Below are 15,626 nucleotides of genomic sequence, written 5' to 3'. Positions count from 1 at the left end.
TTTTTGTTTAGGACCGATACCCTTAAGGTATCGGTATGCCTCACCCGCCTGGCCAGAGCCGTCGAGCCCGGCTGGACGCCTCCGCTCGCGCCTCCAGGATGCTGCCGATGAACGCTTCCCCCCATGCCCGTGCGCTGTTCGGCCGGCTGCGCTACAAGCACCTGCTGATGCTGGTGACCCTGGCCGGGACCCGCAATCTGCACCGTGCTGCCGAAGCCCTGCACATGTCGCAGCCGGCCACCACGCGCATGCTGCAGGACGTGGAGGAGGCCTTTGGCTGCGTGCTGTTCGAGCGTCAGGCGCGGGGCCTGACGCCCACGGCGCTGGGCGTGGAGATCATCGAATTCGCCCGCCGTGCGCTCAATGGCCTGGATCGCTGCGCCGAAGACCTCGATGCACGTCGCTCCGGCGGTTATGGGCATCTGGCGGTGGGGGCCATCATGGGTGCCTTGCCCGATCTGGTGGTGCGCGCCATCGCCGCGAGCAAGGCGCGCCAACCCGGCCTGCAGTTGCGTATCCTCGGCGACACCAGCGACCAGCTCACCGAACTGCTCGAACAGGAGCGGATCGATGTGGCCATCGCCCGTTTCACCCAGCCGGCCGACCTCGGTCGCTTCACCTTCGAGCCGCTGGGCAACGAGCACCTGGCGGTGGTGGTGCGCACCGGACATCCCCTGACCGATCGCGCGCCACCCGATCTGGCCGAGCTGGTGGCGGACTGGCCCTGGATCCTGCAACCCGAAGCCAGTCCGGCCCGGGTGGCGCTGGAGGCGGCCTTCGCCCGGCGCCAGTTGCCACCCCCGGCCGATGTCATCGAATGCGGCTCGGTGTTCGCCATGCTGCAGCTGGTACAGATCACCGACGCCATCCTGGTGCTGACCGAGGCGGTGGTGCGCGATCACCTGCGTACCGGACTGCTGGTCTCGCTCGACCTGGAAATCACCGAACCCCTGACACCCTTCGGGATCCTGCTGCGCACCGGCCAGGTACCCAGCGCGGCGCTGGAGGGCTTTCTCGGCTTGCTCAGACGCCAGGCCGCGGGCACCCCTGTCTGAGCGCCGCCCTGACGTGCGCCGCCGCCCTTGCATGGCGAGAAATATTTTCGCTGGCCCTGTTGTTTCTTCCCTGATAAATCAGTATCTTAGCGGCCGCTGGTGCAGAGAACCCCGCTGAACAGGTTCTCGCTAGGTACCAGCGGGATGCCGCAAGGCTTCCATGCGCAGCGGTAGTTCAGTCGGTTAGAATACCGGCCTGTCACGCCGGGGGTCGCGGGTTCGAGTCCCGTCCGCTGCGCCACATACCTCTCGCGAGCTCTGCCTCGCGGGTAACGAAAGAAGCGGCCCTCGAGGCCGCTTTTTTTCGTCCTGCATTTTTGTCGCCACGTCTTGCCGCCGGGAAACCCCAACGCTTCGGTAGCCTCCAATGGTTATCATCGATGCGCGGGAGTGGCCATGAAGATCGCCTGTCTGGGTTGGGGTTCATTGATCTGGAAGGCGGCGGAGTTGCCGGTCGCCTCGGATTGGTTCGCCGACGGACCCTGGTTGCCCATCGAATTCGCCCGGGAGGGCGACAGCGGCGAGTTGGCCACGGTCATCTGCGAGGGCGTGGCCGAGGTCCAGGTGCTCTGGTCCTATCTGGCGGTCGACACTCTGGATAAGGCACGCGACGCCTTGCGCGAGCGCGAAGGGGTACCGCGGGAGCAACCCGAGTGTATCGGCAGCTGGCCAAGCGGCCCGCACTCGCCGTTCCAGCAGCGCGTCGCCGCCTGGGCGGCGGGGCAGGGTGTCGACGCCGTGGTCTGGACCGCTTTGCCGCCGCGCAGCGGCGGCCTCAATCAGCGCATGCCCACGGCGGAGCAGGCGCTGGACTACCTGCGCAAACTCGACCACGAGCGGCAGGCGCATGCGCGCGACTATATCCGCCGGACGCCGGTAGCCATAGACACCGAATACCGGCGAGTAATAGCCCGGACGTTCAACTGGCCGCCCATGATCGAGGCGCAACCCGATCTGGATGCATCTGCCTGAGGGGCATGCCAGACCGCTTCGCGAAGTCAAAACCTGCAAGTTTCACCAACTTCTGCATGATTATGCAGTTGAGCTGAGGGTTTGTTTTCAGTTGGCAACGCTTCGATGGATTCGGTTACTGCCAGATTACTTGCGAAGATGCCTATCAAGACCTTGTTGGCGCCAATTCTCCGGCTTGGCTTAAGGTTTTCTTAATATTCAAACTTGCCGTCGCAAGAAGTGGCCGCTATTTTTTTAAAAGGATTACGTGTCGCTGGCATCCGAGGCGTCAATCCTTTATCTTCGCCTGCAACTTTCGCTCGCGGGCGAAGTTTCCATTAGCCTTTTTCAGATTGTTGCCAGGAGTGCCCATGTCCCGTCTCGCCGAATTCCGTGCTGCCGAAGAGCAACTTCGTGCCCAACTGCAACTGCTCGAAGATCTCAAGCAAGACAGTTCCCTGCAGAAAGAAATCGAATTCGAAAGTAAGCTCCAGGCGCTGATGGATGAATATCACATGAATCTGGGTGATATCATCGGCATTCTGGATCCCAACGCTGCCCCCAAGCACAAGGCGCAGACGCCGCATCCGGAAAAGCCGGCTGGCAAGCGTCGTCCGCGCAGCACCAAGCGTTATCAGCATCCCAAGACTGGCGAAATCATCGAAACCAAGGGCGGCAACCACAAGTTGCTCAAAGCCTGGAAAGCCGAACACGGCGCCGATACCGTGGAAGGCTGGCTGCAGTAACGTCTTGCCTGGATTTCGGTCGGTAGCTGCGCAAGGCAGACCTATCGACCGGAATCCTTTTCCCGCCGCTGCAATCTCGGCGCGTCCCGCAATTCCGCCACGTTCAAGCCCATACCAGGGACAATGGTCTTCCTGGTGTAGCTCTAACTGCAGCTACCATTGCATTCATCATATCTTTTAATTCCCTGCGCATTTTCAAGCGAGGCCAAAGCAAGCCGCTTTATGCGGACGGTGAAGGACCGGGTAATGATGGGGGAGGTGGCTTATTTCCGCACTGGGCGAGCGGCATTCAGCCCAGGACGGCTAACCTTCGACCCGCAGGCGATAACCCACGCCGGGCTCCGTGACGATATAGCGCGGTGCCAGCGGATCATCCGCCAACTTCTGCCGGAGATGGCCAATTACGATGCGCAGATAATGACTGTCTTGCGCATGGGTCGGGCCCCAGATATCGATCAGCAATTGCCGTTGGGTCACTACCCGTCCCGGATGGTGGGCGAGGGCGGCCAGCACGGCGTACTCCTTGCGCGTCAGGGCCACTTCGCTGCCACCCAGAGCGACCCGCCGATAGGCGAAATCCACTTTCAGATCACCCACCTCCAGCGCCGCGACCTGCTGGGTCGCCGTGGTCGGGGTCTGCCGCAGCAGGGCGCGACTGCGGGCCAGGAATTCCTGGATACCGAAGGGCTTGGTCACGTAGTCGTTGGCGCCGGCATCCAGGGCGCGGACCTTCTCGCGCTCGTCCGCCCGCACCGACAGCACCAGCACCGGCACCGCGGACCATTCGCGCAGATCGACCAGCACCTCCTGGCCATCGCGGTCGGGGAGGCCCAGGTCGAGGATGACCAGGTCCGGCTGACTCAGCGCCGCCTGGGCCAGGCCCTCGGTGCCGGTGGCGGCTTCGCTGACCTGGTAGCCCTGGGCCGCGAGGCTGATGCGCAGGAATTTGCGGATCTGGGGTTCGTCGTCGATGACGAGGACGTGAGCGGGCATCTGAGCGGGTTCCACACGAGAAGGCGTCATCATAGCCGCTGCGATTGCCGGGTGGCCTGGCCTTATTCGGCCGGAGGAGCGGGTAGTGGCAGGTGCATGCGCAGCGTGGTGCCGCGACCATCGAGGCCGTCTTCCACGCTGACTCGTCCGCCATGGGCGCCGACCATACCCTGGCAGATCGCCAGCCCCAGACCGGTTCCCTGCCCACCCCGGTCGCCGCGGGCGGCGGTATAGAACATGTCGAAGATCCGCGTGCGATCCTCGGGCGGAATGCCCGGGCCTTCGTCGGCCACGGCCAGCTGCAGTTCATTGCCCTGGCGTAGCACGCTGATTTCCAGCCGGCCGCCGGGTGCGGAGAAGCGGATGGCGTTCTCCAGCACATTGACCAGCGCCTGTTCGATCAGCGCCGGATGAACCCAGAGCAGCGGCAGGCCCGGCTCGATCCGGGTGGCTACCTGCAATCCGCTCAGCAGCGGCTGCAGGCGCTGCAGGGCGCTGGCGAGGATGTCGCCGGGGTCGACCCAGTCCCGCGCCAGCTGCAGGCTGCCATGGCCCAGGCGGGTCATGTCGAGCAGATTCTGGATATAGCGATCGAGGCGTTCGGCCTCATGGCGGGTGGCGTCCAGCAACTCCTGGCGATCGCTGGCCGGAATCGCGTCGCCCAGGGTCGCCAGGGCATCGATGGAGCCGCGCATCACCGTCAGCGGCGTGCGCAGGTCATGGGACACCGAGGCGAGCAGGGCGCTGCGCAGCTGTTCGGTCTCGCCATGCAGGCGCGCGGCTTCGAGATCCTCGCTGAGGCGCACCCGCGCCAGGGCCTGGGCCAGCGGCTGCGCCAGGCTGGCCAGCTGGCGCCGCTCGGCGTGGTCCAGGGGCTGGGCATCGTCGCGCCGTATGCCCAGTACAGCCAGGCTGCCACCCTCGCCTAGCAGCGGCCACCACCACCAGCCACCGGAGGGCAGGGTGTCGGTGCCGCAGCCTGCCGGCTTTTCCTGCTTCCAGGCCCATTCGGCGGCGATGCGTTCGTGGTCTGCCAGGAGCAGGTCGCCCGGTTGGGTCACCAGCTGCCCCGCCTTTTCCGGCAGCAGCAGGCAGATGTGGCGCGTCGCATCCCCTAATTGCTTGAGGGTGACGCTGACCACCGCCTGGCGATCGCTGGCGGCGCTCAGCTGGCGGGTGAAGTCCAGCAGCGCCAGGGTCTCGCGCTGGGTGCGGCGCAGTGCCTGTAGCTGGCGCCGCTGGCGGGCGGCCAGGTCACCGGTGAGCAGGGCCATCAGCAGGAAGAAGGCCAGGGTGAGGACGTCCTGCTCGCGGTTGATGGTCAGCGAGAAGGCCGGCGGGATGAACAGGAAATCGTAGGCGAGAAAGCCCAGCAGGGCGCAGAACAGCGCCGGACCGCGGCTGCTGCGCACCGCCACCAGCAGGACGGCGGCAAGAAAGATCAGCGAGATATTGGGCAGTTCCAGCAGCCCGGACAGGCCCTCGGCGATGACCGTGGCCACGCCGGTCGCCAGGACGGCGGCGCCATAGGGACCGGGCCTGAGCGCCCGGCGTGGTCGGGCGGCGGGCGGCGCGTCGCGATCCAGGTCAAGGATGGCGATCTCCAGCCCCTGGGCCAGACGCAGCAGGCGACTGGCCATACGGCGCCGCAGGCTGAAGCCACGCGGCCGGCCGCGACCGATCAGCAGCACGCTGGCGCGCTGGTCGCGGGCATGGCGGACCAGGGCGCGGGCCGGATCGCTGTCTCTCAGGGTCAGCACCTCGCCCCCCAGGCGTTCGGCCAGGCGCTGGCTGGCCTGGAGGTTGGCGCGGGCGGTGTCGTCCAGCGGCTGGCCGGTATCGACATGGACCAGGGTCCAGGGCAGGTGGCGCTGGTCGGCGAGACGGCTGGCATGGCGCACCAGGCGCTCCGCCGAAGGCGCGGTGCCGGCGCCGACGATCAGGCGCCCCAGCAGCGGTGGCGCGGCCTGGCCCTGCTGGCGGTATCTCAGGGCGAGCGCCGAATCCACCTGGGCAGCGGCGGTGCGCATGGCCAGTTCGCGCAGGGCGGTCAGATTGGTCTGGCTGAAAAAGGCATCGATGGCCGCGCGCGCCTGCTCGGGCACATAGACCTTGCCCTCGCGCAGGCGCTCCAGCAACTCCCGGGGTGGCAGGTCGATGAGCACCAGGTCATCGGCGTCGAGTAGCACCTGGTCCGGCACCGTCTCGCGCACCTGGACGCCGGTGATGTCGCGCACCTCGTCGTTGAGACTTTCCAGGTGCTGGACGTTGACGGTGGTATAGACGTGGATGCCGGCGGCAAGCAGGTCCGCGACGTCCTGCCAGCGCTTGGCATGGCGACTGCCGGGGGCGTTGCTGTGGGCGAGTTCGTCGACCAGCACCAGTTCCGGCGGGTCGGCCAGCAGGCCTTCCAGATCCAGCTCGGTAAGCTTGAGGCCGCGATGCTCGACTCGCCGCAACGGCTGCTGCGGCAAGCCGGCGAGGAGGGCGGCGGTCTCCCGCCGCCCATGGGTTTCGACGATCCCGGCGCGCACCCGGCGGCCCTGGCGCAGGGCGGTCTGAGCCGCCTGCAGCATGGCGTAGGTCTTGCCTACGCCAGGCGCCGCCCCCAGGAAGACCTTGAGGCGTCCACGGCCTTCGCGGTGTTCGGCGAGCAGCGCCTCGGCGCGCCCGGTGCTGTCGGTCATGGAGCCAGTTCCGCCAGGGCCAGATTGAGAAGCAGGACATTAACCGTTGCCGGGCCGAAGCGCGAGGTGTGCGTCTGCTCGCTGACCAGGGCGTCCAGACGCTTGGGTGAGAGACCTCGCGCGGCGGCGATACGGGCGATCTGATAGCGGGCGCCGGCCGGGGTGAGGTCCGGATCGAGGCCGCTGGCGGAGGTGGTCACCAGTTCCTGAGGCACCGGGCCCTGGCCGGCCACCTGCACGTCGGGAAGCGCCTTCTCGATCCGTTCGCGCAGCCCCGGCGCCGATTGGGCCAGGTTGCTGGCGCTGCTGGAGACGGTGGCGTAGTCGCCCGCCGAGGGGCGCGGCTGGAACCACTCGGGGCCGGTGAATTTCTGGGCGATCAGGCGTGAGCCGACCACGCTGCCGTTGGCGCGGTGGAGCAGGCTGCCGCCCGCCTGGTCGGCGAACAGCGCCTGGCCGAGCACCGTCACCAGCAGCGGGTAGGCGCCTCCGGTCAGGGCGCTGAGCAGCAGGAGCATCAACACGGCGGAACGCAATTGCATGAGCATGGCGGTCTCCTCAGACCAGACCCAGGGCGCCGAGCGCCAGGTCGATAGCTTTGATGCCGACGAAGGGCACGACGATGCCGCCCAGGCCATAGATCAGCAGGTTGCGGCGCAGCAGGGCGGCGGCACTGGCGGCCTTGACCCGCACCCCGCGCAGCGCCAGGGGAATCAGCGCGACGATGATCAGAGCGTTGAACACGATGGCCGAGAGGATGGCGCTCTGCGGACTGGCCAGGTGCATCACGTTGAGCACGTTCAGCTGCGGATAGATGCCGGCGAACAGCGCGGGCAGGATGGCGAAGTACTTGGCCACGTCGTTGGCCACCGAGAAGGTGGTCAGGGCACCGCGGGTCACCAGCAGTTCCTTGCCCACCTGCACCACGTCGAGCAGCTTGGTGGGGTCCGAATCCAGATCCACCAGGTTGGCGGCCTCGCGGGCGGCCTGGGTGCCGTCGTTCATCGCCATGCCGACATCGGCCTGGGCCAGGGCCGGGGCGTCGTTGGCGCCGTCACCGCACATGGCCACTAGCTTGCCCTCGGCCTGTTCGCTGCGGATGCGCTCCAGCTTCTTCTCCGGGGTGGCTTCGGCGATGACGTCGTCCACTCCGGCCTCGGCGGCGATGGCGGTGGCGGTCAGGGGATTGTCGCCGGTCACCATCACGGTGCGGATGCCCAGGGTGCGCAACTCGGCGAAGCGCTCGCGGATGCCCGGCTTGACCACGTCCTTGAGGTGGATGGCGCCCAGTAGCCGGCCTTCGCCGCAGACCAGCAGCGGGGTGCCGCCGCTCTTGGCGATGGTCTCGATCTCCCGGGCCAGTACCTCCGGCAGGTCGGCACGGGTCTGGCCGAGAAACATCAGCACGGCGTCCACCGCACCCTTGCGATACGCGCGGCCCTGCCAGTCGATGCCCGACAGGCGCGTCTCGGCGCTGAAGGGAATGGGCGTGACCTGGGCGCGCGGCGGCTCCTCCAGCGGGTGCAGGTTGCGCAGGTATTCCACCACCGAGCGGCCTTCCGGGGTTTCGTCGGCGAGCGAGGCATAGAGGGCGCCCTCGGCCAGGGCCTTGGGGGTGATGCCCTGGGCCGCGTACAGGGCGCTGCAGCGGCGGTTGCCGAAGGTGATGGTGCCGGTCTTGTCCAGCAGCAGGGTATGGACGTCACCGGCGGCTTCCACGGCGCGCCCCGAGGTGGCGATCACGTTCAGCCGCACCAGGCGATCCATGCCGGCGATGCCGATGGCCGAGAGCAGGCCGCCGATGGTGGTGGGGATCAGCGTTACCAGCAGCGCCACCAGGAACAGCAGCGGCAGCTCGCCACCGGCCAGGGCGGCGAAGGGCTGCAGGGTCACCACCACCAGCAGGAAGATCAGCGTCAGGCCGATCAGCAGGATGTCCAGGGCGACCTCGTTGGGGGTCTTCTGGCGCTTGGCGCCTTCCACCAGGGCGATCATGCGGTCCAGGGTCGATTCGCCGGGGTTGGCGGTGATGCGCACCCGGATCCAGTCCGACACCACCCGGGTGTTGCCGGTGACCGCCGAGCGATCGCCGCCGGATTCGCGGATCACCGGGGCCGATTCCCCGGTGATGGCCGCTTCGTTGACCGCGGCCACGCCTTCGATGATCTCGCCGTCACCGGGGATCAGCTCGCCGGCTTCCACCCGCACGATCTGGCCCTTGCGCAGCGAGCTGGCCGGCACCATGCGCTGCTCGCCGTTTTCCTCCAGGCGCGCGGCGAGGTTCTGGCCGATGCCCTTGAGGCTGTCGGCGCGCGCCTTGCCACGCCCCTCGGCGAGGGCTTCGGCGAAGTTGGCGAACAGCAGGGTGAACCACAGCCAGAGGGTGATCTGCACCGCCACCCCGGTGCTCACGCCATTGTTGGGCGCCAGGCACAGCAGGGTGGAGAACAGCGCGGTGATCTCCACCACGAACATCACCGGCGAGCGGATCTGCTGGCGCGGGTCGAGCTTGACGAAGGCCTGCCGCAGCGCCTGGCGCCACAGGGTGCCAGGGGTAGGAGTGGGCAGGGTGTGGGTCTGGGCATCCATTTCAACGGACTCCGAACAGTTGCAGATGGTCGGCGATCGGCCCCAGGGCGAGCGTCGGCAGGAAGGTCAGGCCACCCACCAGCAGCAGGGTGATCACCAGCAGGGTGACGAACAGCGGCCCGTGGGTGGGAAAGCTGTTGGGGCCGAGCGGCACGGGGCGCTTGGCCGCCAGGCTACCGGCGATGGCCAGGACCGGCAGGATGTAGCCGAAGCGACCGATCAGCAGGGCCAGGCTCAGCATCAGGTTGTGGAAGGGCGTATTGGCACCGAAGCCGCCAAAGGCCGAGCCGTTGTTGGCCGTGGCCGAGGTATAGGCATAGAGCAGCTGGCTGAAGCCATGGGGATCCGTGGCGGTGATTCCGGCGACGCCGGCCGGGACGCTGGCGGCGATGGCGCCCAGCACCAGGACGCCCAGCGGCATCACCAGCAGAGTCGCCACCAGCAGCCGCACCTCGGGGGCTTCCAGCTTCTTGCCCAGGTATTCCGGGGTGCGGCCCACCATCAGGCCGGCGATGAAGACGGCGATCAGCACATTGAGCAGCATGCCGTAGAGACCGGCGCCGACGCCGCCGAAGATCACCTCGCCAAGCATCATGTTGAACAGCGCGATCAGGCCGGTCAGCGGCGCCAGGCTGTCATGCATGGAGTTCACCGAACCGTTCGAGGCGGCCGTGGTGACCGTCGCCCAGAGCGCTGACGCAGTACCGCCGAAGCGCGTCTCCAGGCCTTCCAGGGACGCCCCCTGGGTGATCGCCAGGCCGGCCAAGGCGGGGTTGGCGTGGTTCTGGGCAACGATGGCGACAGTACCTCCAACCACCAGCAGGCCGAACATGGCGGCGAAGATCGCCCAGCTCTGCCGCCGATCCTTGACGTAGTGACCGAAGCTGAACACCAGGGCCGCCGGAATCATGAGGATGGCCGACAGCTCCAGCAGATCGCTCAGCGCCGTGGGGTTCTCGAAGGGATGCGCGGAGTTGACACCAAAGAAGCCGCCCCCGTTGGTGCCCAGCTGCTTGATGGCGATCTGGCTGGCGGCCGGGCCCAGCGGCAGGGTCTGCGTCGCGCCCTGCACGGTGGTGGTATCGACATAGCTCGCGAAGGTCTGGGGCACGCCCTGCCAGATCAGTAACAGCGCCAGGGGTACGCACAGCAGCAGCAGCACATAGAAGGTGGCGCGGAACAGGTCGACCCAGAAGTTGCCGATCTCCTGGGCGCTGCGGCGGGTGATGCCGCGGGCCAGGGCGGCGAGCACGGCTACGCCCACTGCGGCGCTGACGAAGTTCTGCACGCCCAGGCCGACCATCTGGCTGAAATAGCTCAGCGAAGCTTCGCCGCTATAGGCCTGCCAGTTGGTGTTGGTGACGAAACTGATGGCAGTGTTCAGCGCAAGGGTCCATTCCAGCCCGGGCAGCTGCTGCGGGTTCAACGGCAGACTGCCCTGCAGCACGAGGATGGCGAACAGCAGCCCGATGCCCAGCCCATTGAACAGCACCAGGGCGATGGCATAGGTGCGCCAGTCCTGGCCGCGGCCATCGGTGCCCACCAGCTTGAGGGTCAGGCGCTCCAGGGGTCCGCCGACAAAGGTCAGCCAGGTCCGCTCGCCTTCCAGCGCGCGGTAGAAGTAGCGTCCCAGGAAGGGCGCGGGAAGAAAGGTCAGGGCCAGAAAGGCCAGGATCAGGAACGCGGCTTGGCTGTCCATGCCGCCTCCCTAGGACCGGCCGGCGCGTAGCAGCGCCGCCAGCAGATAGACGAACAGACCCAGTGCCAGGAGCAGGGCCAGAAGATTCCAGGGGGTCATCACGAGTTCTCCAGAGACGGCCGTTGCCGCGTGGAGAAATTGTCGGGAGGAGGGGCGTAAAGAAGCGAGGCGGGGAACGGGAGCGGGGCGTAAAGAAAGCGTTAAATCGGCCCCACCCGCCAGTGCGGGCGGGGCCTTGCGACTATTGCTTGGGCGTGGCCTGCTGTTCTTCCTTGGCCTTCTTGTTGGCCTCGTGGTGACCGATGGCGCAGCCCGCCGCGGCACCGGCAACGCCGTGACCACCGGCAACGTGGCCCGCGGCGCCGCCGACCACGGCGCCCTTGACGCAACCGGCGGCGAAGGTGGCTTGGCTGGCGCCGAGCAGCAGAACAGACAGGGCAAGGGTAGGCAGGAGCTTCATGGTGGCGACCTCTCGTGGGTGCGAAGTAATGTCCTGTAACAATTGACCAGGCCGATCCGTATCAGTTCTCCGGCTCTCCCTCTCGGCCACCAGCGCGCCGTGGACGCCACCAATCACCTGCATCGTCAGAGGGCCATCGATATCGCGGCCATGGGCCGCTCCTACCGCCTCAGGTATGACTGTAGGAGCGGCCCAAGACCGCGATCCAGGTACCAGCCGCAACAAGGCTCGGCCTGGGCGAGAGTTGAGAGGCTGCGTCAGAGCCGTTGGCAAGGCGTGCTCACTGATGCGGTCGTAGGTGCAGCACCGCCCAATAGGCCGGCTTTGGCCGCTGCTGGCGATCGAACAGCAGCGGCTGATCGTCCCCGGGCGCCCCGGGCTGGTGGTTCAGCCAGCTGTGATCATCGGCCACGCCCCACCAGGTCACCGCGGTGACCTCGGGATGGGCCAGCACCAGGGCCATGAGGTCGCGATAGCGCTCGGCCTGCAGGTTCAGGCGCTGCGCCAGTGGCTGCGGCGGCTGGTAGTCGTGATGCTGGTAGAGACTCATGTCCAGCTCGGTGATCTGGTTTTCCAGTCCGAGGCGGGCGAAGGTGGTGAGCGACTGGTCGATGGCCGCCAGGGATGGCCAGTAGAGACTGATATGGGTCTGGTGGCCGATGCCCTGCACCGGCACGCCCTCGGCCAGCAGGCCCTTCACCACCCGCGCCAGGCAGTCGCGCTTGGCCGGTTCCTGGGTGTTGAAGTCGTTGATGAACAGGCGTGCCTTGGGATCGGCGGCATGGGCGGCGCGAAAGGCCACGGCGAGATAGTCAGGACCGACCACCTGCATCCAGCGATCGTCGCGCAGGCAACTGGACTGATTGGGGTCTATGGCCTCGTTGACCACATCCCAGGCATAGACCCGCCCGCGGTAATGGCCGACTACCGTGGCGATATGCTGCTTCAGGCGCTGCAGCACCTGCTCGCGCGTGGCCGGCTGGCTATCGGCAGCCTGCCAGAACCAGTCCGGGGTGTGGCTGCCCCAGAGCAGGGTATGACCGCGCACCGCCAGGCCGTGCTGTTCGGCGAAGGCGACGAGGGCATCGGCCGGTCCGAAGACATAGCGGTCTTCCTGGGGATGAATGCGCAGGGGCTTCATGGCATTTTCCGCCACCAGACTGCTGAATTGCCGGGCCAGCAGCACCCCGTCGGCGTCCGCGAGTTGTTCGGGCTCAACCGCCGCGCCGATTTTCAGCCGGGCGCCATAGGCCGTGGCCAGGGAGCGCGTGGCGGTCGGCTCCGCGGCCAGGGCAGCGGCATTTCAGAGACCCAGCGACAACAGCAGCGCAAGCAGTGGACGCGGCATCCGGATGATCCTCCAGCAGTCGGTCGTGATGGCGGACGGCCAATCAGCCGTGAGCGTGCTGCGCGTCTTCCTTGGCCTTCGCCGCCAGGTGGTGGCCGATGGCACAACCGGCTACGGCGCCGGCGATGGCATGGTGACCGGCGACATGCCCGGCCATTCCGCCGACCACGGCACCCTTGATGCAACCCGCCGCCAGGCTCGCCTGGCTGAGGCCGAGCAGGGAGACCGACAGGATGACGACCGCAAGACGTTTCATGGGCAGACCTCGGCATAAGGGAACCCGGAGCCTAGAACGTCCGGGTTAAGTGCCGCTTAAGGCTTTCGTAGCGTGGAAAACGGCGCAGCCTTTTCCACCGACAGCCACCAAGGCCGCTCCCGGCTTGCTCCGTGGACAGGCTTCGCCTCGTCCACCCCACGGCGAAACCCCCATAAAAAAACCGCCCCGAGGGGCGGTTTTTCAGTACCGAACGCTAGCGTCAGACTTCGACGGCGGCGATACGGGCTTTCTCGGCGCTTTCACGGAATTCGGCGATCTGGTCGAAGCTCAGGTAGCGGTAGACGTCCGCGGCCATGCTGTCGATGCTCTTCGCGTATTCCATGTATTCCTCGACGCTGGGCAGCTTGCCCAGGATCGAGGCCACCGCGGCCAGTTCCGCCGACGCCAGGTAGACGTTGGCACCGTCGCCCAGGCGGTTGGGGAAGTTACGGGTGGAGGTGGACACCACGGTGGCGTTGGCGGCCACGCGGGCCTGGTTGCCCATGCACAGCGAGCAACCCGGCATTTCCATGCGCGCGCCGGCCTTGCCGTAGATGCCGTAGTAGCCTTCCTCGGTCAGCTGGTGCTGGTCCATCTTGGTCGGCGGCGACAGCCACAGACGGGTCGGGATCGAACCCTTGACCTTGTCCAGCAGCTTGCCGGCGGCGCGGAAGTGACCGATGTTGGTCATGCAGGAACCGATGAACACCTCGTCAATCTTGTCGCCGGCCACCTGGGACAGCAGGCGGGCGTCGTCCGGATCGTTCGGGGCGCACAGCACCGGCTCGTTGACCTCGGCCAGGTCGATCTCGATGACTTCGCTGTATTCGGCGTCGGCATCGGCGGCGAGCAGTTCCGGGTTGGCGATCCAGGCTTCCATGGCGCGCGCACGGCGCTCCAGGGTGCGGGGATCACCGTAGCCTTCCTCGATCATCCAGCGCAGCAGGGTGATGTTGGACTGCAGGTACTCGGTGATGGACTCGGGCGACAGCTTGATGGTGCAGCCGGCGGCGGAACGCTCGGCGGAGGCATCGGACAGCTCGAACGCCTGCTCCACGGTCAGGTCTTCCAGGCCTTCGATCTCGAGGATGCGGCCGGAGAAGATGTTCTTCTTGCCCTTCTTCTCGACGGTCAGCAGACCTTTCTGGATGGCGTAGTAGGGGATGGCATGCACCAGGTCGCGCAGGGTGATCCCGGGCTGCATCTTGCCCTTGAAGCGCACCAGTACCGATTCCGGCATGTCCAGCGGCATGACGCCGGTGGCCGCGGCGAAGGCCACCAGACCGGAACCGGCCGGGAAGGAGATGCCGATCGGGAAGCGGGTGTGGGAATCGCCACCGGTACCGACGGTGTCGGGCAGCAGCATGCGGTTCAGCCAGCTGTGGATGATGCCGTCGCCCGGACGCAGGGAGACACCGCCACGGGTGCGGATGAAGTCCGGCAGGGTGTGGTGGGTCTTGACGTCGATGGGCTTGGGATAGGCCGCGGTGTGGCAGAAGGACTGCATCACCAGGTCGGCGGAGAAGCCCAGGCAGGCCAGGTCCTTCAGCTCGTCGCGGGTCATCGGGCCGGTGGTGTCCTGGGAGCCGACGGTGGTCATCTTCGGCTCGCAGTAGGTGCCGGGGCGTACGCCCTCGACGCCGCAGGCCTTGCCGACCATCTTCTGCGCCAGGGTGTAGCCCTTGCTGCTCTCGGCCGGCTGGTCCGGCTTGTTGAACAGGTCGGTCGGACCCATGCCCAGTTCGGCGCGTGCCTTCTCGGTCAGGCCGCGGCCGACGATCAGCGGGATACGGCCGCCGGCGCGGACTTCGTCCAGCAGCACGGGGGTCTTGAGTTCGAAGGTGGCGAGCACCTCGTCGCTGCCGTGGCGGGTGACCTTGCCAGCATTGGGATAGACGTCGATGACGTCGCCCATTTCCAGCTCCGACACGTCGAATTCGATCGGCAGGGCGCCGGCGTCTTCCATGGTGTTGTAGAAGATCGGGGCGATCTTGGAGCCGAAGCAGAAACCGCCGGCGCGCTTGTTTGGCACGTAGGGGATGTCGTCGCCGAAGAACCACAGCACCGAGTTGGTGGCGGACTTGCGGGAAGAACCGGTACCGACCACATCACCGACGTAGGCGACCGGGAAGCCCTTGGCGCGCACTTCCTCGATCTGCTTCAGCGGACCGATGCTGCCTTGCTGCTCGGGCACGATGCCGTCGCGAGCCATCTTCAGCATGGCCAGGGCGTGCAGCGGGATGTCCGGACGCGACCAGGCGTCAGGGGCGGGAGAGAGGTCGTCGGTATTGGTTTCGCCCGGCACCTTGAACACGGTCAGGGTGTACTTCTCGGCGATTTCCGGACGCTTCTTGTACCACTCGCCTTCGGCCCAGGACTGCATGACGGCCTTGGCGTGGGCGTTGCCACCCTTGGCTTTCTCGGCCACGTCGTGGAAGGCATCGAACATCAGCAGGGTGTGCTTGAGCTGTTCGGCGGCCACGGCGCCCAGTTCGGCGTCGTCCAGCAGCTCGACCAGGGTGGCGATGTTGTAGCCGCCCTGCATGGTGCCCAGCAATTCGGTGGCGCGCTGGCGGGAGATCAGCGGGGACTGGGTTTCGCCCTTGGCGACCGCGGAGAGGAAACCGGCCTTCACGTAGGCGGCTTCGTCGACGCCCGGCGGTACGCGGTTGGTAATGAGGTCGACGAGAAATTCTTCTTCGCCGGCCGGGGGATTCTTCAGCAGTTCGACCAGACCGGCCGTTTGCTCGGCGTTCAGCGGCTGGGGCACGATGCCCTGGGCGGCACGCTCTTCTACGTGGTTACGATAGGCTTCAAGCACAGGTTGACCCTCATCAGTGGT

The 15,626-nt window shown here is 66.7% G+C and carries 13 protein-coding genes and 1 tRNA gene; 4 read left to right on the top strand and 10 right to left on the bottom strand.

The window, feature by feature from the left end; all coding sequences use genetic code 11:
• Positions 1-107 precede the first annotated feature (107 nt).
• The 4 genes from AABM56_RS12230 to AABM56_RS12215 all read left to right on the top strand — a co-directional run bounded on the left by AABM56_RS12230 (position 108) and on the right by AABM56_RS12215 (position 2,752).
• On the top strand, positions 108-1,055 hold the full coding sequence (locus AABM56_RS12230; RefSeq protein WP_133860679.1) for a LysR family transcriptional regulator: 948 nt from the start codon (positions 108-110) through the stop codon (positions 1,053-1,055).
• Between the two features lie 164 nt (positions 1,056-1,219).
• Positions 1,220-1,296: transfer RNA gene (locus AABM56_RS12225), tRNA-Asp, on the top strand.
• A 155-nt stretch (positions 1,297-1,451) separates the two neighbouring features.
• A complete protein-coding gene (locus AABM56_RS12220; RefSeq protein ID WP_133860678.1) occupies positions 1,452-2,027 on the top strand; it encodes a hypothetical protein in 576 nt (191 codons plus the stop codon).
• A 350-nt stretch (positions 2,028-2,377) separates the two neighbouring features.
• On the top strand, positions 2,378-2,752 hold the full coding sequence (locus AABM56_RS12215; RefSeq protein ID WP_007158514.1) for a histone-like nucleoid-structuring protein, MvaT/MvaU family: 375 nt from the start codon (positions 2,378-2,380) through the stop codon (positions 2,750-2,752).
• A 303-nt stretch (positions 2,753-3,055) separates the two neighbouring features.
• Here AABM56_RS12215 and AABM56_RS12210 read toward each other — a convergent pair whose 3' ends face one another.
• The 10 genes from AABM56_RS12210 to acnB all read right to left on the bottom strand — a co-directional run bounded on the left by AABM56_RS12210 (position 3,056) and on the right by acnB (position 15,605).
• Positions 3,056-3,745, bottom strand: coding sequence for a response regulator (locus AABM56_RS12210; protein WP_133860677.1), 690 nt, complete (start codon positions 3,743-3,745; stop codon positions 3,056-3,058).
• A 62-nt stretch (positions 3,746-3,807) separates the two neighbouring features.
• Positions 3,808-6,432: a sensor histidine kinase KdpD gene (locus AABM56_RS12205; RefSeq protein ID WP_133860676.1), complete on the bottom strand. Its 2,625-nt coding sequence runs from the start codon at positions 6,430-6,432 to the stop codon at positions 3,808-3,810.
• Positions 6,429-6,980 (bottom strand): potassium-transporting ATPase subunit KdpC, encoded by a 552-nt coding sequence (gene kdpC, locus AABM56_RS12200; RefSeq protein WP_133860675.1) that lies wholly within the window; start codon positions 6,978-6,980, stop codon positions 6,429-6,431. The genes AABM56_RS12205 and kdpC overlap by 4 nt, the downstream gene beginning before the upstream one ends.
• 10 nt (positions 6,981-6,990) lie before the next feature.
• On the bottom strand, positions 6,991-9,021 hold the full coding sequence (kdpB, locus tag AABM56_RS12195; RefSeq protein WP_133860674.1) for a potassium-transporting ATPase subunit KdpB: 2,031 nt from the start codon (positions 9,019-9,021) through the stop codon (positions 6,991-6,993).
• A 1-nt stretch (position 9,022) separates the two neighbouring features.
• Positions 9,023-10,720 (bottom strand): potassium-transporting ATPase subunit KdpA, encoded by a 1,698-nt coding sequence (kdpA, locus tag AABM56_RS12190; RefSeq protein ID WP_263259372.1) that lies wholly within the window; start codon positions 10,718-10,720, stop codon positions 9,023-9,025.
• A 9-nt stretch (positions 10,721-10,729) separates the two neighbouring features.
• Complete coding sequence (locus AABM56_RS12185) at positions 10,730-10,822, bottom strand: potassium-transporting ATPase subunit F (protein WP_178123841.1); 93 nt, start codon at positions 10,820-10,822, stop codon at positions 10,730-10,732.
• Between the two features lie 139 nt (positions 10,823-10,961).
• A complete protein-coding gene (locus AABM56_RS12180; protein WP_133860672.1) occupies positions 10,962-11,180 on the bottom strand; it encodes a hypothetical protein in 219 nt (72 codons plus the stop codon).
• A gap of 280 nt (positions 11,181-11,460) precedes the next feature.
• Complete coding sequence (locus AABM56_RS12175) at positions 11,461-12,441, bottom strand: endo-1,4-beta-xylanase (RefSeq protein WP_263259412.1); 981 nt, start codon at positions 12,439-12,441, stop codon at positions 11,461-11,463.
• A 130-nt stretch (positions 12,442-12,571) separates the two neighbouring features.
• The gene (locus AABM56_RS12170; protein WP_082900463.1) at positions 12,572-12,784 is read right to left on the bottom strand and encodes a hypothetical protein; all 213 of its coding nucleotides are present in this window, start codon (positions 12,782-12,784) and stop codon (positions 12,572-12,574) included.
• A 220-nt stretch (positions 12,785-13,004) separates the two neighbouring features.
• Entirely contained in the window at positions 13,005-15,605 is a 2,601-nt protein-coding gene (acnB, locus tag AABM56_RS12165) for a bifunctional aconitate hydratase 2/2-methylisocitrate dehydratase (protein WP_263259370.1), read from the bottom strand.
• Between the last annotated feature and the right edge of the window lie 21 nt (positions 15,606-15,626).

It is taken from the genome of Pseudomonas aestiva (assembly GCF_039908605.1).
GTDB classification, from domain to species: domain Bacteria; phylum Pseudomonadota; class Gammaproteobacteria; order Pseudomonadales; family Pseudomonadaceae; genus Chryseomonas; species Chryseomonas aestiva.
Note: the sequence above shows the minus strand (reverse complement) of the source record. Positions and strands in the feature narration are given on the sequence as shown.